The sequence below is a fragment of the Atopobium sp. BS2 genome (assembly GCF_000565075.1).
Lineage (GTDB): Bacteria > Actinomycetota > Coriobacteriia > Coriobacteriales > Atopobiaceae > Lancefieldella.
The window spans coordinates 17,295-35,525 of record NZ_JDFG01000047.1 but is presented as its reverse complement, the minus strand read 5'-3'; the positions used below and the strand labels follow the sequence as shown (position 1 = coordinate 35,525).

Below are 18,231 nucleotides of genomic sequence, written 5' to 3'. Positions count from 1 at the left end.
AGCACTAAAGGGAAAGGAACACCATGGCTCACACGTTTGACGAGAAAACCACAGCTCAGCTCAATCGCGCAAAAGAGCACTTTGAGCAAATGTTCGGAAAAGCTGACCGCTATCTTGCAGTACATGCGCCTGGTCGCTCCGAGATTGCTGGTAATCACACTGATCACGAGGGCGGTCATGTCATCGCTGGTGCCCTGGATGTTGCTATTGATGCAATTTGCGCCCCTAACAACCTGGGCGTTATTCGTGTAGCCAGTGTGGGATATGATCCTTTTGAGGTTGACTACACAAACCTTGAGCCCTCCGAGGCTGAGTATCTGAGCACTAAGGCTATTGTTCGTGGCATGGCAGCAAACCTGGTCAAACTTGGTTTTGAGCCATCCGGCTTTGACATGGCTGTAGTAAGCAATGTTCCTGGCGGCGGCGGACTTTCTTCCTCTGCTGCGTTTGAGGCTGCAGCCGGCCGTGCAATGGAAGCTCTCTGGGAAGGTGGCAGCGAGATTTCTGCTGTTAAACTTGCCCAAATGAGCCAGAACACAGAAAACGTTTACTTTGGTAAGCCGTGCGGTCTTATGGATCAGCTCGCTGTTTGCCTTGGCGGCCTTGCCTTTATGAACTTTGAAGATCCCGCAGAGCCACAGGCAGAAAAGCTAGACCTCAACTTTGAGGATTACGGCTATGCTCTCTGCCTTGTTGATGTTGGCTGTGATCACGTTGCCTTCACCGATGAGTATGCCGCGGTACCTGTTGAGATGCAGAAAGTTGCCGCGGCTTTTGGCAAGACTCGCCTCTCTGAGGTTCCGGTTGAAGACTTCCAAGCCCGCGTCAATGAGCTGCGAGAAGATCTTGGAGACCGCGCTCTTCTCCGCGCTATTCACTACTGGTATGAGAATGACCTGGTAGACAAGAGATGGGTAGACCTTCAGAATTCCGATATTGAGTCCTTTATTGCACTCACTAACGCTTCTGGCGCAAGCTCCGGCATGTACCTGCAGAACGTTTCTACTTCTGGCTCGTATCAGCCAGCAATGCTTGCCCTCGGTTTGGCCGAGAGCATCTTAAAAGGTTCTGGTGCCGTTCGCATTCACGGTGGCGGTTTTGGTGGCTCTATCCAGTGCTTTGTTCCTCTCGCTCTAGTCGAGACCTTCATCGCACAGATGAACCAGTGGTTTGGCGAAGGTGCCTGCCGCCACTACGCCATCTCTGACCAGGGAGCTTGTGCACAATGGCTGTAGCAGACAATGAAAGTGCTCTTTGCATTCAACAGCTTGTTGTATATGCCTGTGAGCGTGGTCTCATTCAAACCGAGGATCTGACCTGGTGCTATAACGCGCTGTTGGACATGCTTTCGTACGAGGGTCCCGCTCCCGTTAAGCCTTGGGAGAAGATTGAACTGGAGTCGTTTGATCTTGACCAGACGCTTGCCGAGCTTGCCCGTCTGGCTGTTGCTCATGGTCTGGCCGAGAACACCCAGAGCGGCGAAGACTCTTTTGCCATGCGCGTCATGGGTCTTTTGCTGCCAAAGCCTTCCGAGGTGGCACGCCATTTCAATGAGCTGTACGTTGCCGAGGGACCTCGCGCCGCAACTGACTGGTTCTACGCGCTCTGCTGCGATTCAGGCTATGTCAGAAGAAGCGCCATTGCCAGAAACATTACCTGGACTACGCCAACTACCTGGGGAGACCTTGAGATCACCATCAACCTCTCCAAGCCAGAAAAAGACCCTCGTGAGATTGCAGCAGCTAAAACAGCTCAAAACACTTCTGGCGAGAAGTACCCCGCATGCCAACTCTGCCTGGATAACGAGGGCTACTCCGGACGCGGCGCTTCGTCTGGCGCGGGTGCTCATCCTGCTAGGCAAAACCTGCGCATCATCCCCATTGAACTCAATCAGCATCGTTGGGGATTCCAGTACAGTCCATACGCGTACTTCAATGAGCATTGCATTGCTATGAACTCGGATCACATTCCTATGCACATTGATCACGAGGCGCTCGTCAATCTCTTTGACTTTGTGGATAGATTCCCCCACTACTTTATTGGCTCTAATGCCGACCTGCCTATTGTGGGTGGATCGATCCTCTCGCACGATCACTACCAGGGCGGATGTTACGAGTTTCCTATGATGCGCGCGGAAGTTGCGGAAGAGTTTGAACTCAGGCAGTTCCCCGAGGTAGCGGGCGCGATCCTCAAGTGGCCGCTCTCTGTTCTCCGCCTCTCCTCCACCAGTCGAGAAGAAGCGCTCAAAGCAGCGGAATTTATCATCACTGCATGGCGCTCCTATACCGACGAGTCCGTCTCTGTTTATGCAGAAACTAACGGCGAGCCCCACAACACGGTTACCCCTGTTGTTCGCAAGCTGGAAGATGGCATCTACGAGGTCTTCCTTGCATTGCGCTGCAACATTACCAGCGAAAAACATCCGCTTGGCATCTTCCATCCACATGCCGAGTATCACCACATCAAGAAAGAGAATATCGGCCTCATCGAGGTTATGGGCCTTGCCGTACTTCCTCCTCGCCTTGTGCCAGAACTCAACAAAGTTCAGTCAGTTATGGAGCAGTGCCTAGCAAATGACAAGAAAGCCAATGCCGTCTACGGTCAGTTGACCACGGACTCTACTACAATCTCCCACGCCGACTGGGCGCGCCAGATTTACGCCAAGTTGCTTGAACAGGGTGACGGATCCAGCAAGGATGCTGCTTCAAAGAAGGGCAGCTCTTCCCTCTCGTCCGAGCAGCTTAAGAAGTACATCTACGACGAAGTCGGGATTGTCTTCTCGCACGTTTTAGAGGACGCCGGCGTATTCAAGTGGGACGAAGAAGGACGAGCAGCACAGCATCGCTTCCTCGAGTCTCTGTAGCTGCTGCCGTCCACAGGTTCGCGCGCAGCTCACGATGCTTCACGAGCAAAAACGTCTGCGATACACGTAGTTCCACGAGCTTCAACGTACTATACAATCGCAAAATCACCCAGCAAGAGGGCCGAGAAAATCGGCTCTCTTGTTTTTTACCGCCAAACCATCAGCCACGACAGTTAAACAACGCGCAAGCACAGCAAAGTCAGATATTCTGTTGGATGTGGGGTCTGATTTGACCCTTCTAACACACCTATGTCGGATAATCTGTCGCAGATAGCTCTACTCAACGCCCTGACCACGCCTACGTCAGATAATCTGCATGTATCGAGAAGCCCGACCACAGTAAAGTCGGATAATCTGCATGTATCGAGAAGCCCGACCACAGTAAAGTCAGATAATCTGTCGATAGTTAACATATTTTTTGACATTGGTGTGTTATTTCTCTTTAAAACTGCAGAATATCAGCCATAGGTGTGCTCTCAGGGTCAAAAATTGCAGATTATCTGACATAGGTGTGGTACAAAAATTCTAAAAGGACATATGTCTAAATTAATACCGCGTCTTACCAGCTGGTTTGCAAATTTCCCGTAAAGCCACTTTTCCTTAACGTGCAAGCGCTGTCTTTCGCCAAAAAAAGAGGCGTCTACGTGAGTAGACGCCTCGAAACTTGCACGTAATAGCACGCTTTCCGCACTTGCCGCGCGCGGCGCGTGAGCACCAGTTACTTCTTCTGGACGTACTTCAAGCAGTCAAGGGTGACAGCGGTCAGAATAATGACGCCCGAGAAGACAAACTGCAGGTTGGTGTCGATACCAAGAATGGTCAGTGCGTAAGTCAGTGCGGTGAAGATAAGAACACCCACGGTAACACCGGAGATCTTACCAATACCACCGGTGAACGAGACGCCACCAACAACGCAGGCTGCGATTGCGTCCATGTCCCAACCCTGGCCGTAAGCTGCGGAACCAGAGCCGACCATACGCATGCACTCGAGCCATGAACCAAATCCGTAGAGGATACCAGCCATAACAAAAGCGCCAACCATAACTCTAAAGACAGAGATACCGGAAACAGCTGCTGCCTCAGGGTTTCCACCTACTGCATAGAGATTCTTACCAAAGGTGGTCTTGTTCCAGATGAACCAAACAATGGCGATAGCTGCGATTGCCCACAAAATGATGGATGGGAATTTACCAATTCGTGGAATAACCATGTCTGGAATGGATGGCTCGATAGCGCCAAACGAAACACCCTTTGTTGCATAGGTAACAATACCAAAGATGATCAGCATGTTAGCCATGGTCGAGATGAATGGGTGCATCTTAAACTTAGCGGTAAAGAAGCCAGCGATACTGGTAAAGCAGGTGCACAGGACAATACAGGTAACCAGAGCCATGATGATTCTGACAGGAATTGGAACACCAGTAAAATCAAAAGTGATTCCAAAGACCTGGCCAGTATTGATGCCCTGGTGCATGATGATGGTTGAAGCAGTCATGCCCATACCAACCATACGACCAATAGACAGGTCAGTACCAGTAAGCAGAATCAATCCAGCTACACCAAGAGCCAGGAACATTCGAGGTGATGCCTGCTGAAGAATGTTGATGACATTGGAGTATGTCAGAAGCTGAGTGCCCTTGACTGCTGGGGTAATGATACAAAGGGCAATAAATACCAGGAGAATAACAATGTACAGACCGTTCTGAAGCAAGAATGAACGGGTGTTGAAGGTGTACTTGTAGTTCTCCCACTTCTGAGCCTGAGACTCCAGTGGAGTAAACTTAGACATCCTGAGAAGGTCGATGAGGTGATACTCATGACTGAACGCATTATGAGCGCGGTCTTTGATGCGCTGAAGATCCTTCTGATAGTTGACCTTAGCATCAAACTGACGGTTCTTATAGACGTACTTCTCGTCCTTGATTTCCTGAGCATCAGAAGTCTTGCTGACAGCCTCTTCGTGCTCCTTCTTGAGGCGCTCAAGAGCAGCAGCGTAATTCTGCTTAGCCTGCTCCTTCTCTACGGCACAGCTTGCCTTAACTGGCTCAAGATACTCGCTCTTGTAGTGCTCCTTGAGATAAGCCTCGGCCTCTGCAATAAGCTTGGAGACCTGAGCACTGTTCTCGGACTCAACCTTCTTTGCAAGCTCCAGCTCAGCCTTGTAGCCCTCAATAAGCGTGTTGCGCTCTTCAGCAGAGATAGATTTATCGCGCTTTGTTGATTCAATAGCGCTCAGTGTTGAAATTACTTTGTTGGTACCATTTGCGCGAAGCTCATCAATCTGAGCCTGAATGGAACCAATCTTCTGATCAATAGGCTTTAGCAGCTCTTTTTCCTGCTCGGCCGTCAGAACAGATCCACCTGTTTTTGGCATTTGTATCATCCTCTCCTACAGGTACTTTGCGCTGAGGCGCAGGAGTTCTTCTTGATTTGTCTCGTTGGTATTTACGATACCCGAGAGCCTACCGTTGGACATAACACCAATACGGTTGGTAATTCCCAAAATCTCTGGCATCTCCGAAGAGACTACGATAATAGTGGTACCGCTCTTAGCCATATCAATAATGAGCTGGTAGATCTCATATTTAGCACCAACATCAATACCACGAGTAGGCTCGTCCATCAGGAAAACCTGTGGATAGCGCTCGAGCCATTTACCAAAAATGACCTTCTGCTGGTTGCCGCCAGAAAGACTTGAAATCAAGTCTGATGGACCCTGAGCCTTGGTGTTCATAACCTTGAGCTCGTTGACGGTAGCCTTAGTCATCTTAGGATCAGAAAGAATTGGACCAGCCTTGTACTGGTTCAAGTTTGCAATGGTTGTGTTAAACGTCAGGTCACCCTTAAGGAACAGGCCGTTTGCCTTGCGCTCCTCGGTAATCATGGCAAAACCGTGATCCATTGCCTCTGCAGCTGTCGAGAAGTTCATAAGATGTTCGTTGACGTAGACACGACCAGCAGCTCTGGTTCTTACACCAAAGATTGTTTCAAGAAGCTCTGTTCTACCAGCACCGACAAGACCATACAGGCCAAAAATCTCGCCCTTCTTTACATCAAAGGTGACGTCCTGAAGGTATGGCTCATATTTAGTTGAAAGGTGCTGAATAGAAAGATACGTCTTACCAGGTGTATTAGTAACATCTGGGAAGCGATTTTCAAGTGAGCGGCCAACCATTGCAGAGATAAGTTCATTCATGTTGGTCTCATCAGAGCGCTTGGTCATAACAAGCTTACCGTCACGAAGAACTGAAATGTCGTCGCAAATCTCAAAGATCTCATCCATCTTGTGAGAGATGTAGACCAGTGAAATTCCCTGCTCTTTGAGCATACGAATCATCTCAAAGAGTTTCTCGACCTCTTGGGTCATAAGTGAAGAAGTAGGCTCATCCAGAACAATAATCTTAGCGTTGTAGGAAATTGCCTTGGCAATCTCGACCATCTGACGCTGAGATACTGACATGTTCTTCATAGGCTGTGTCAGGTCTACGGTCATACCAAGACGCCTGAAGAGCTCGTTAGCCTCTTTTTTCATGCGTCCCTCGTCGACAACACCCATTGCATTAACGGGATAGCGACCAAGGAACAAGTTATCTACAACATTTCTATCAAGGCACTGGTTAAGCTCCTGGTGAACCATTGCGACGCCATTCTCAAGTGCGTCTTTTGGTCCAGAGAAATTAACCTCTTTGCCGTCAAGAAATATCTTGCCTTCATCTTTTTGATACGTACCAAACAGGCACTTCATCATGGTAGATTTGCCTGCGCCGTTCTCTCCCATAAGACCCATAACGGTTCCACGGCGTACGTTCATTGAAATGTGATCCAGAACGCGGTTACGTCCAAAGGACTTGCTCATTCCATCAATTGTTAGAACGATATCGTTTTCTGTATCTGCCATGTAATCACCCCTTATCTCGCTAAGTTATTGCGCTTATTCGCGAGAACACCGGAGGAGAGCAGGTGTCTCCCCTCCGGTATTGTTTCGTGCTATCGACTACTTAATTACTTAAGCAGCTGGGTATAGGAAGAACCGTTGTCGGTCTTAACCATGTTGAATGCAAATGCATCGTACTCGTCAGGGTTGCCAAGACGGTTGGTAATGTTGGACTCAGTCTGGCCGTCGCCTGCGATGAACTCAACGTTGAGGTTGAGCAGTGGAGCATACTTCTTGAGCAGTGGTACATAGGTTGAACCAAGGAAGTTGTCGCCAGAGTTGTAGGTGTTGAGCCAAACCTTCTTCTCTGGGTGCTTGTCTGCGCTCAGCTGCTTAGAAGCCTCTGGATAAGTAGTGGTTGCGTCAAGGTTGTCCTTGTAGTTCTCAGCGGTAACTGCAAGGTTGAGAGCGTAGTAAGAACGCTGCTCTGCAACATACTTGTAGTCCTTGGAGTCAATCTTGTTGCCAGCGTCGTCTGCGGACTCAATGCCGGTGTTGATGTCAACGCCGTCAAGAGCGTTGCGGAGCAGACGGAGAGTCAGGTAAGCCTGAACATCTGGGTGCTGGGAAATGGTGCCTGCATAGCCGTCAGCAATAGCTGCAACAGCGTCAGAGTTAGCGTCGTAACCAAAGGTTGGGACCTTCTGAGCCTTTGACCATGCGTTGAAGATGGACATGCCCATACCGTCGTTGTTAGAAACAACAACATCAATCTGATCGCCGAAGGAAGAAGACCAAGCAGCAATTGCGTTACCAGCGGTTGCAGCATCCCATGTTGCACCAGCGGTGTTCTTCATCTCCTGAGAAGCAAGCTCACGGATGGTATAGGACTTGCCGCCGACCTCAAGCTTGCCGTCCTGAACAACAGAAGCGGAGCCATCGGTGTTGGTGCCTACTGGATCGGAAATAATCTTGCCGTCCTTCTCGATGCCAGTACCAAGTGCCTTACGGACACCACGAGTACGAGCGATAGAGTCGTTGTGACCAATGTCACCAATTGCAAGAACGTAACCAATAATGCCGTCCTTGTTGCGATCAAGCTCAGCTGCGTGAGCCTTGATGTAATCAAGAACCATCTGGCCCTGGAGCTCTGCACCCTGAACTGCATCAAAGCCAACATAATAGGTGTCTTTGTTGAAGTTAAGAGTGTTTGTATCAAGCTCACCAGTGGAGCTGTTGGAAGGCTGGCGATTAAAGAAGACAACAGGCTTATCCTTGTTCTCTACCTTTGCATCTTTAGCGCCTTCCTCTTTTTTCTCGCTAGGTGCGCAAGCTGCAAGAACGCTAGATCCACCAACGCTAAGAACGCCTAGACCACAGAACTTTAGAAAACTGCGACGAGACACATCCATAGTAGTGACCTTTCTCATTTGTTATGCCTTTTACATAACACTGACCTTAATGAGTACGTTAACAAATCTCATCACAGCTCTTTGTGAGATGTCGCTCAACGGTTGCAGAAATACCGTAAGCGTTATGTTTTGTACCTTTTACGGTGTCAATTTTGAAGTTTTTGAGGATAAATAAAGAAAAATCGGTCAAATGACCAAATTGTCGAGAAAAACGTCCTCTTCAAATTTGTGAATAAAAATCTGCCTAATACGAAAAAAGCAGAACGGTTCTTTAAACAAAAAAGACCAGGCAATGCCCGGTCTTGAAAATTCTGGCTCCCCGAGCAGGATTTGAACCTGCGACACGCTGATTAACAGTCAGCTGCGCTACCGCTGCGCCATCGGGGAATATGTGTGCTTCTCAGCGGTGTTTAAGTATAGAGAGACATTCCAAACCATGCAAGCATTATTTAGAAAAAATTTATTCAAATTCCTCTTGCACAATCTCACACACCTAAACCAAGAAGCTACTCCTCCATGTAGTCCTTAAGACGACCGGACCTAGAAGGATGACGAAGCTTTGCCAAGGTCTTGGACTCAATCTGACGAATACGCTCACGCGTAACGCCAAACTCCTTGCCTACCTCTTCAAGGGTACGAGGATGACCGTCCTCAAGACCAAAGCGGAACTTAATAACCTTACGCTCACGATCGGCAAGGCCGTCAAGAACCTGCTCAAGCTGCTCACGAAGCATTGAATCAGAAGCTGCATCTGGTGGAGCAACAGCTGAAGAGTCCTCAATAAAGTCTCCAAGCTGGGAATCTTCTTCTTCACCAATAGGCGTCTCAAGAGAGACAGGCTCCTGGCTAATCTTCTGAATCTCGCGGACGCGATCAGGAGACATACCCATTTCTGCGCCAATTTCTTCTGGAGAAGGATCTCTACCAAGATCTTGCAGAAGCTGACGCTGAACACGGATGAGCTTATTGATAGTCTCTACCATGTGAACAGGAATACGAATGGTACGAGCTTGGTCCGCAATAGCACGGGTAATTGCCTGGCGAATCCACCATGTAGCATATGTTGAGAACTTAAAGCCCTTGGTGTAGTCGAACTTCTCGACAGCACGAATAAGACCCAGGTTACCTTCCTGGATAAGATCGAGGAACAGCATGCCACGGCCAACATAGCGCTTAGCAATTGAGACGACAAGACGAAGGTTTGCAGAGATAAGCTGCTGCTTAGCGTCAAGTCCTACGGACTCAATACGCATGAGGCGGCGCTGCTCTGCACGGTTGAGCTCGATGAGGCCATCCTCAAAGTCCTCCAGCTTCTGGGAAGCCGCAGTACCTGCCTCAATCTTCATAGCAAGGTGTACCTCTTCTGATGCAGTAAGCAGGTCTACCTTACCAATCTCTTTAAGATACATGCGGACAGGATCGCCGGTTAGCATAACCGTGGTGGTATCTGAGCGACGAGCACGAGCGCGAGAAGAACGTTTTGGCTTAGAGACTTTTGCCTTAGAAACGGAGCGGAGAGCCTCTTTGACCTCACGCGCCTCATTTACGGCATCAAAATCTTCATCATCTTCATCTTCAAAATCAGATGAGTCATCCAAGTCATCATCGGATGAAAAATCATCCTCTACGGCGTCATCTTCAATGGCGAAAGAAACGGTTGCTTCAGATGCGGTAGTAATCTCTACACCTTTAACGCGCAGCGAATCATACAGATCAGAAAGCTCATCATCGTTAACGTCAACGTCACGAATGGCAACCTGAATATCGTCTTCGCTGATACTACCGTTAGACTTTGAAGAACTTACCAGATCATCAACAATTTTAGTAAGCTCATCTGAGAGTTTGACCTCTTCATTTGCCTTTTTTGCAGCCACAAATATCCTTTCGATAGATTAGCGCAAGTCTTTATACCCAAAAGTTTCTCTACCTAATCAAACTACTCATTTTAATTTATAAAAAATCAGATGAGTAGCATCCCCATAAAATGAGTATTTTCTACTGCCCCGAAGTAAGCCTCTTGCCTAGCTCAAGCGCTCGTGTCTGAAGCTCCTGCGCAGCAGCAAGTTGCTCTTCAGCAAGTGTTCCGCTTGAAGACTCCCCTGCATAAGAACTGGAGCGCAAATTTGATCGAATTTCTCGCAATTTACGCTGTACCGAGTAGTAGTCAACAGTGTCCACAATAAACTCAAGCGAGCGACGTGTATCGGAGTTGCCCTCAGATATCACGCGACCAGAAGAAAGAATAGCTGCCGCATTTGGCTCAACAGCCGCAGCAGCGGCAACAACCTGCGCTGGCGTAGCGCCCTCTGGAGTAGCAAGCATGGCCCATGCCATGGTTTGATGACGAGCATCGGCCCAGACAAAGTCTGCAATACGGTCTTGATACTCTCGCACTAAGGACAAGTTTGTTGCCATAGCACTTAAGAGCTCAAGCTCTGAGTTAACCTGCCTGCGATCTTCTGCGGAGAGACCCTGTGAGCCTCGTGGCTCATACGTATCAGCAGAAATGCTATACGATGATGGGTCATCATACGGAGACACCTCGTCATACGGTGGAACATCATCGTATGAAGGATCCTCGGCATAAGCTGGAGTTTTAGCAGCTGAGTTATATGAAGAGGTGTGGGCATTCTTCTGAGGCTGTTTGCGCGCCATCTTTGACGTGCGCGAATCTGCCACGTCGTCTTGAATAGGTGCGGCCTTAATTGCGCGCTTTGCTTCCTCGACATCAATATGAAGCAAATCGGACACCCGAAGTGCATACTCGCTCAGCAGCACCGATGTCTTGAGCGGGGCCAACAGAGACGCTAAAGCCTCAAGCGCTTTGACTCGACCACCGGGTACAGATAAGTCAAACTGAGCTGTTGTGGCATCAAAGACAAAGTCCATAAGCGGACGAGCTGCATCTAAGATAGGACGTAGCTTATCTGCACCTGATTCGGCGAGAAACTCCATGGGATCCTGGTTATTTGGCAAAACAACACAGAGAAACGCAGCGGTTGTTTTATCGATAAATTTAATGGCACGAGCAGCAGCGTGTTGACCTGCAGCATCACCGTCAAACATGCAAATGATTTTGCGTGCACGCTGGCGATCGATGAGTTTGACGTGCTCAGACGTAAATGCAGTGCCTAGAGCTGCCACAGTGTTGGTAAAACCAGCCTCATGCATGGCAATAACGTCAGTGTAGCCCTCGCAAATAATGGCCTCGGACTGGGCTGCAATAGTCTCTTTTGCAACATCGTAGGCAAAGAGATGTTTACCTTTATTAAAGACAGAAGTGTCCCTGGTATTAAGGTACTTAGGAGCGTTTTCTACCTTTTTAGTAATTCGACCGCCAAAAGCAATAGTTCTTCCCTGCTCATCATGAATAGGAAACATCACGCGATCATAGAACCAGTCGCTGATGCGACCGTTACGCTCGACAGCAAGGTTTGCAGCAATCATCTCTTGCGTGGTATAGCCACATTTACGCAGGTGCGCTACAAGCGCGCCTCTGCCAGGTGCGTATCCCAGCTTCCAGCGCTTACAGACAGTCGCTCCAAATCCGCGACCAGAGAGATATGCACGCGCCGCCTCAGGACCTTCTCCCCTTCCGCGCATAAGCATGGAGTGGAAGTAATTCTCGGCCTCGGTAAGGCACTCGATTAAACGATTCTTGCGAGGACCTTTAGAAACATGAGCCTCTTCTGAAAGTGTAATGCCTGCTTTATCAGCAAGGTATCTAATGGCATCAGGAAAATCCAGGTTTTCTCGCTTCATGACATAACTGAAGACGTCTCCGCCTTCGGAGCAAGCGCCAAAGCAGTGCCAAAGACCCGTGGAGGGGTTTATCTTGAATGAGGGACTTTTTTCTTGGTGGAAGGGACAGCATCCCCAATAGTCCTGACCTCGAGGTTTAAGCTCAACTGTCTCTGAAACAAGCGTGACAAAGTCCGTTGCCTGTCTTACACGCTCTTTATCTTCATCAGTTATCATCTTCCACCTCCCCGCTTTCCAAGTTATATGAAGTCGTACCCAGATTCTGGGCTACCCAATCTATATTTCCACGAACGGCTTGCTTGAGGTCTTCCAGCGAATCAAATTTTTTAGATTCCCTCAGTCTCTTCACAAATACCGTCTGAACCTCTGAATCATATAAGTTACCGCTAAAACCTAGAAGATTAGCCTCAAGCAAAGGTCCTGTTTGAGACTCAAATGAAGGAGCTTTTCCCACATTAACCGCAGCAGGCCATGCTGTTGCGCCATGGACCACATAGCACGCATACACACCGTCTTGAGGAATGCAATCATGCAGGTCAAGCGCGACGTTTGCCGTAGGAAAACCAAAGCCAGTGCCCTGACCACGACCATGCTTGACCACACCGCTTAAAAAGTGCCAGCGGCCGAGCAGGCTTGCTGCCTCCTCAACTTTGCCCTGCTCAAGCAAGCCCCTAATACGAGTGGCAGAAATTTTCTGTCCACCCGAACAAAAAAGCTCGTGAGCATGAACTTCAAAACCGTGTTTGTGTCCAAGCGAGGTGAGCAAAGCGCTTCCTTCAGCGCCTTGAGCTCCCAGACCAAAGTCAGAACCCACATGAACAGACACAGCCGAGACGCTTGGAAGCAACTGATCCTCAACGTATTGTGTGGCACTCAATGCCGCAAACTCGCGGGTAAAGTGATGCACCAGAATGCCGTCGACTCCCCATGCGGCAAGCGCGCGAAGCCTGTCTTCTCCCGAGAGCAAACGTCGAGGAGAACCATCAAACAGCACCTCAACAGGATCGGGCAGAAACGTCACAGCAACAAGTGGCACATTGCGAGCTTCAGCGTCTTTCTTTGCGCTGGCGAGAAGCCCCTGGTGGCCCTCATGGAGACCGTCAAAGACACCAAGCACGCACACGCAAGGCTGCCTGTAGCAGTCAGAACGCAGTGTATAGAAGTCAGCGTCACCAAGCTCAAGCGGAGCCGGCAGATGACTTCCATACAAAACGGATTCTCTTATGCGCTCTACCTTGTTCACGTGCGTCCTTACTTACACAAAATACCTTGAGAGAAGTTGGTCTGGCAGACTAGGCAGGAACCTTGCCTAGTCCAAATTCCCACAAGAGCATCATTCCACACAAGGCTGACCAGCGAGTTATTGGCAACCTCAGAAAGATCTTCTGGAATACCAAAACGCTTTCCAACCTCAACACATTTGTATTCTGCTCCAGTCAGCCTGTGCACCGGATAACCAAGAACCTCAGTTGGATTAAGGCGTTTGGCTTCAAGCACTTGATCTGGGCTTTGTTCAAGCTCTTCTAATAAAGCGCAGCTACCAAGCGTAATGGGACCAGAGAATGTCCTTCTTAGGCCACTAATATGAGCCTCTGTGCCAAGAGATTGACCCAGGTCTCGAGCAATACTTCTGATATAGGTGCCTTTAGAAACATTAAAAGCAACCGTCCACACCAGTGAGTCATCCTCAGCAGAAGGCACATGCACCGCTAAAAGCGTAGCGTCGTAAATAGAGACTCTACGTGCTGTGAGTTCTGGCATTTTACCTTCACGAACAAGCTGATAGGCACGTTTGCCATCAACAGAGATTGCGGAAACCGCTGGTGGCAGCTGATCTATGGTGCCCACCAACTTTGCGCAGGCCGCACGAGCAAACTCTTCCTCACGCAACTCTGCAGGTACAGGGGCTGTGGCCACAACCTCACCGTCTGCGTCATCAGTTGAGGTGCGAGCTCCAAACGAAATGTCGGCTACATATCCCTTGCGGTCAAGCGTCAGAAGCCCCAACAGCTTTGTGGCAAGGCCAATACCCACTACCAGCACGCCGCTTGCATTAGGATCCAAAGTGCCCGCGTGTCCCACGCGTTTCTCGCCAAATGCGCGACGAACGCAAGAAACCACGTCATGACTGGTTAAGCCAAGCGGCTTGTCAACTGCAATAAGTGCGTTAATTCCACTTGCTCCTCGCTTCACCTATGACTCCTTGTCAAGTGCGAGAAGATCAATGAGCAGAGGAACTATCTGAGTAAATACGTCGTCAATGGTGCCTTCAGCGGTAAAGCCTGCAGCGGCAGTGTGGCCACCGCCACCCATTTGACGTGCAACACCAGAGATATCAAGCTGAGATTTGGAACGCAGATTGCCGCGAACCTTTCCACCAGCTACCTCTTTGAGGAAGAGGGCAATTTCTGTTCCCTCAACGCAGCGCACAATGTCTACCAGGCCATCCATCTCGGCAAGAGGAACTCCTGATGCAGAAAGATCTGCGGTGGTGACGTAGCTGTAAGCAACGCGACCCTCACCAAAAGTGCGAATGCGGCCCATAACCTTTGCGGCAAGGTGAAGATAGGCCAAGCGGTCACTCTGATAGACATGAAGTGCAATCTGAGAAGGAGATGCGCCTGCTTCTACCAGCAAACTTGCAACCTCAAAAGCCTCTCCGTCAGCGTTTTGGTACTGGAAACGACCGGTATCAGTTACCAGAGCGCACATAAGACATTGTGCCTCTGAGGGAACAAGTTCTGCACCCAAATGACATGCAAACTCGGTGATAATGACACCGGTTGCCGCCGCATCAGGACGCACAAGTCCTGCATTCCAATACACGTTGTTATAGGGGTGATGGTCAAGCACTGCCACCGTCTTAGAACGGTTCATCAGTGCTTCTGCATCAGCCAAACGTCCTGCAGTAGATAGGTCTACGCAGATAAAAAGGTCTGGAGTACCCTCGTACTTATTTGCAGGAACAAAGCTGTCAGTACCATCAAGAAACTTGTAAATACGTGGTACTTCCCCATCAGCATCTGCCAAAAGATTAGTGACAGTTTTGCTAGGCCATCTTCTCTGAATAATGGAAGAAAGTGCTAATCCAGAGCCAATAGCATCTCCATCAGGAGAAGTATGCGCACAAACGACGATTGACGAGGCCTGCTCGATAAGAGCAATAACCTCGTCAAACTCTGGACGACTGACTTTTGTATTCAGTGACGTCACTTACTTACGCCTCCTCGCCAGAATTCTCTTCATCAGAAGCTAGAGGGTATCCAAACTCGTCTTTCTCGACACCAAGAGTTGGTGGAACTACCTCAAGGGCTTGAGCAATACGCTCAGCCTCATCGGTAGTAGTATCAATTTTGAAATCAAGCTCAGGGGTTACACGCCAGTTCAGCGCATGACCCAAAAGCGAGCGAATCCTACCCTTAGCACGCTTGAGAGCTGCGAGGACCTTCTCGTAGCGATCAGGCTCACAGCTTACATAGGCGCGCATAAAGGACTTATCAACCGAGACCTCACAGCTTGTGACGGTCACAAGCTGGAGATCAGGGTCAGAAATTTCAAACAAAAGGATCCAGCTGAGCTTTTCTCGAGCAATCTCATTAGTACGACGAGAAAACTGATTCTGTTTCATGCTGTCCCTTCTTACTCGGTACGAGCCACCTGCTCAATGCGATAGCCCTCAAGCTGGTCGCCAGGCTTGATGTCCTGGAAGTTCTCAAGGCCAATACCGCATTCGTAGCCGGATTTAACGCTCTTAACGTCGTCTTTAAAGCGCCTGAGCGATGCAATCTTTCCATCATAGACAACAAAGCCGTCACGAATGAGGCGGATGTTATCGTCGCGAGAAATCTCGCCCTCAGAAATCATGCAGCCTGCAGCAATACCAACCTTAGGAACCTTGAAGGTATCGCGGACCTCAGCAACGCCGGTCTGAACTTCCTGCTCAGTTGGCTTAAGCATACCAATACGAGCAGCATCAATCTCTTCGATTGCCTTGTAGATAACGCTATAGGTTCTAATCTCAACGCCTACGCGCTCTGCAGCAAGCTTGGCTTTTGCATCTGGACGGACACCAAAGCCAATGATGATTGCGTTGGATGCATCAGCGAGAACAACGTCAGTCTCGGTGATTCCACCAACAGCGGAGTGGATGGTGCTGATACGAACCTCAGACTGGTCCATCTTATCCAAGGAGTCCTGGAGAGCCTCGATGGAGCCCTGAACATCAGCCTTGATGATGAGGTTGAGTTCCTTGACGTCACGGTCAGCCATGGTGTCAAAGAGGTTCTCAAGGGTAACGTGCTTAACACGGTTCTGCTCCTCAATACGAGCCTTAAGAGCACGCTGATCAGCAAGCTCACGAGCGTCGCGCTCCTCCTGGAAGACACGGAACTCATCGCCTGCGCCAGGAACGGTCTGCAGACCAAGAATCTCAACTGCGTCAGAAGGACCTGCGGTAGTGACTGCGTTGCCCTTAGGATCAAGCATTGCACGGACGCGACCAAAGGCCATACCAGCAACAAGAGCATCGCCGATGTGGAGTGTACCGCGTGTAACCAAAACAGTAGCAACAGAACCGCGACCGCGGTCAAGCTTAGCCTCAAGAACGTTACCAGAAGCAAAGGTGTCTGGGTTTGCCTTCAGCTCAAGGACATCTGCCTGCAAAAGAATGGTCTCGAGAAGATCGTCGATGCCCAAATTCTGCTTAGCGGAGATGTCAACAAACATGTTCTGTCCGCCCCACTCCTCAGGAATAACACCGTACTCGGTGAGCTCCTGACGGACACGGGTAGGATCTGCGCCTGGCTTATCAATCTTGTTGACTGCAACAACAATTGGAACACCAGCAGCCTTTGCGTGGTTGATAGACTCAATGGTCTGAGGCATAACACCGTCGTCTGCAGCAACAATCAAGATGACAATATCGGTAACCTTTGCACCACGAGCACGCATTGCGGTAAAGGTCTCGTGACCTGGGGTATCGATGAAGGTAATCTCACGGCCGTTAATGGTGACCTGAGAAGCACCGATTGCCTGTGTAATACCACCAGCCTCGCCAGCTGCAACGCCAGTGTGACGGATTGCGTCCAGAAGCGATGTCTTACCGTGGTCAACGTGACCCATGACGGTAACTACTGGAGGACGTGGCTTCAAGTCCTTAGGATCATCGTAGAAGGTGAAGGAATTCTCCTCCTCCTTGGACATGATCTTAATCTGGCGGCCAAGGTCATCAGCAACAATCTCAATAAGCTCATCAGACATAGTCTCTGTAAGCGTCAAAGGATTGCCAAGCAGGAACAGGCGCTTAATGATGTCATTTGCAGGAACGCCAAGAAGCTCAGCAAGTTCAGAGACAGTAGAGCCCTGAGGAACCTTTACAGTATCAAGCTGGGAAATATCCTGGTCGTTTGCGAGTGCTTCCTCAATACGCTGCTCCATAGCAGCCTCTGCAGCCTGCTTCTGACGACGCTCTTTACGCTTTTTACGGCGACCAGTGGACTCACGGCTTGCCTCTTCAATAGCAACGCGAGCCTCATCCAAAACGCGGCTTCTGTTGTAAGCCTCAGCCTCACGCGCCATACGGCTATAACGGTCTTCTCCGTCATCTCCGCCACGACGGTTCTTCTTGCGCTTACCATTTGGACGCTCGTCAGACATGGAGGCGTCATCGCGCTCATTCTTGAAGTTATGACGAGAAGGAGCACCACTTGCCTCGCTTGCATTAGCGCGAGCGTGATTTCTTGGTCCCTTCTCGGCCTTCTTCTGAGCAGCGGACTCTGCAGCCTGCTGTTTCAAAACCTCTTCCTGCTGAGCAATCTGATCAAGCAGGTTATTGAAGGAAGGAGCAGCCTTAGGAGCAGTGTCTTTTACGCGATTACGCTCAGCCTCTTCGGCCTCAAGACGCTTCTTCTCTTCCTCAGCGCGGCGGCGCTCCTCTTCTTTCTTACGAGCAGCCTCTTCTTTTGCGCGCTTCTTCTCTTCCTCTGCACGCTCAGCTTCACGCCTTGCCTCTGCAGCAAGACGCTCAGCCTCTGCTGCCTCTGCAGCAGCCTTTGCCTCTTTGGCAGCAGCCTCTTCCTCAGCAGCCTTCTGAGCTGCGATTTCAGCGGCACGAGCCTCCATAATAGGCTGGAGTTTCTTACGAACAATAGAAATATATGCATCTTCAAGCGTAGAAGAAGCAGACTTTGCAGGAATCTTCATGTCCGCAAGGTGCTCGAGCAATTCTTTGCTCTGCATACCATATTCTTTGGCAAGGTCATGTACACGCATTTTTGCCATATATGAAAACCTTCCGGTTGACGGGATAGTTACAGGTAGTT

At 49.6% G+C, this 18,231-nt stretch carries 12 protein-coding genes and 1 tRNA gene; 2 read left to right on the top strand and 11 right to left on the bottom strand.

Translation table 11 applies throughout. The annotated features are described in order from the left end of the window. The first annotated feature begins 23 nt into the window (after nt 1-23). Nucleotides 24-1,235 carry a galactokinase gene (locus HMPREF1492_RS06375; protein WP_035437164.1) on the top strand — a complete coding sequence of 404 codons (1,212 nt, stop codon included), beginning with the start codon at nt 24-26 and terminating at the stop codon, nt 1,233-1,235. Then, on the top strand, nt 1,226-2,863 hold the full coding sequence (locus HMPREF1492_RS06370; RefSeq protein WP_035437162.1) for a UDP-glucose--hexose-1-phosphate uridylyltransferase: 1,638 nt from the start codon (nt 1,226-1,228) through the stop codon (nt 2,861-2,863). Before HMPREF1492_RS06375 ends, HMPREF1492_RS06370 begins: the two co-directional genes overlap by 10 nt. Before the next feature lie 718 nt (nt 2,864-3,581). Here the strand turns inward: HMPREF1492_RS06370 and HMPREF1492_RS06365 are convergent. The 11 genes from HMPREF1492_RS06365 to infB form a co-directional block, all read right to left on the bottom strand. Next, nucleotides 3,582-5,237: a galactose/methyl galactoside ABC transporter permease MglC gene (locus tag HMPREF1492_RS06365; protein WP_035437159.1), complete on the bottom strand. Its 1,656-nt coding sequence runs from the start codon at nt 5,235-5,237 to the stop codon at nt 3,582-3,584. Nucleotides 5,238-5,252: 15 nt separating this feature from the next. Beyond that, entirely contained in the window at nt 5,253-6,761 is a 1,509-nt protein-coding gene (locus tag HMPREF1492_RS06360) for a sugar ABC transporter ATP-binding protein (protein WP_035437157.1), read from the bottom strand. A gap of 104 nt (nt 6,762-6,865) precedes the next feature. Beyond that, entirely contained in the window at nt 6,866-8,167 is a 1,302-nt protein-coding gene (locus tag HMPREF1492_RS06355; RefSeq protein WP_035437154.1) for a substrate-binding domain-containing protein, read from the bottom strand. 294 nt (nt 8,168-8,461) lie between these two features. Continuing rightward, a tRNA-Asn gene (locus HMPREF1492_RS06350) sits at nt 8,462-8,536 on the bottom strand. Between the two features lie 119 nt (nt 8,537-8,655). Beyond that, nucleotides 8,656-10,023, bottom strand: a complete 1,368-nt coding sequence (gene rpoD / locus HMPREF1492_RS06345) for an RNA polymerase sigma factor RpoD (RefSeq protein WP_035437152.1) — start codon at nt 10,021-10,023, stop codon at nt 8,656-8,658. Between the two features lie 121 nt (nt 10,024-10,144). Next, nucleotides 10,145-12,127: a DNA primase gene (gene dnaG / locus HMPREF1492_RS06340; RefSeq protein WP_035437150.1), complete on the bottom strand. Its 1,983-nt coding sequence runs from the start codon at nt 12,125-12,127 to the stop codon at nt 10,145-10,147. Next, complete coding sequence (gene ribF / locus HMPREF1492_RS06335) at nt 12,117-13,154, bottom strand: riboflavin biosynthesis protein RibF (protein ID WP_035437149.1); 1,038 nt, start codon at nt 13,152-13,154, stop codon at nt 12,117-12,119. Before ribF ends, dnaG begins: the two co-directional genes overlap by 11 nt. Nucleotides 13,155-13,162: 8 nt before the next feature. Beyond that, a complete protein-coding gene (gene truB, locus HMPREF1492_RS06330) occupies nt 13,163-14,104 on the bottom strand; it encodes a tRNA pseudouridine(55) synthase TruB (protein ID WP_035437146.1) in 942 nt (313 codons plus the stop codon). Continuing rightward, the gene (locus tag HMPREF1492_RS06325; protein WP_035437144.1) at nt 14,105-15,124 is read right to left on the bottom strand and encodes a DHH family phosphoesterase; all 1,020 of its coding nucleotides are present in this window, start codon (nt 15,122-15,124) and stop codon (nt 14,105-14,107) included. It lies immediately after the preceding gene. A 4-nt stretch (nt 15,125-15,128) separates the two neighbouring features. Further along, nucleotides 15,129-15,539 (bottom strand): 30S ribosome-binding factor RbfA, encoded by a 411-nt coding sequence (gene rbfA / locus HMPREF1492_RS06320; RefSeq protein WP_035437142.1) that lies wholly within the window; start codon nt 15,537-15,539, stop codon nt 15,129-15,131. An 11-nt stretch (nt 15,540-15,550) separates the two neighbouring features. Beyond that, a complete protein-coding gene (infB, locus tag HMPREF1492_RS06315) occupies nt 15,551-18,190 on the bottom strand; it encodes a translation initiation factor IF-2 (RefSeq protein WP_035437138.1) in 2,640 nt (879 codons plus the stop codon). Nucleotides 18,191-18,231: the final 41 nt, after the last annotated feature.

Coding starts and splice junctions, on each gene's coding strand:
- infB (WP_035437138.1), bottom strand. CDS start 18,190: ATGGCAAAAATGCGTGTACATGACCTTGCCAAAGAATATGGTATGCAG.
- HMPREF1492_RS06365 (WP_035437159.1), bottom strand. CDS start 5,237: ATGCCAAAAACAGGTGGATCTGTTCTGACGGCCGAGCAGGAAAAAGAG.
- HMPREF1492_RS06355 (WP_035437154.1), bottom strand. CDS start 8,167: ATGAGAAAGGTCACTACTATGGATGTGTCTCGTCGCAGTTTTCTAAAG.
- rbfA (WP_035437142.1), bottom strand. CDS start 15,539: ATGAAACAGAATCAGTTTTCTCGTCGTACTAATGAGATTGCTCGAGAA.
- HMPREF1492_RS06360 (WP_035437157.1), bottom strand. CDS start 6,761: ATGGCAGATACAGAAAACGATATCGTTCTAACAATTGATGGAATGAGC.
- HMPREF1492_RS06370 (WP_035437162.1), top strand. CDS start 1,226: ATGGCTGTAGCAGACAATGAAAGTGCTCTTTGCATTCAACAGCTTGTT.
- dnaG (WP_035437150.1), bottom strand. CDS start 12,127: ATGATAACTGATGAAGATAAAGAGCGTGTAAGACAGGCAACGGACTTT.
- HMPREF1492_RS06375 (WP_035437164.1), top strand. CDS start 24: ATGGCTCACACGTTTGACGAGAAAACCACAGCTCAGCTCAATCGCGCA.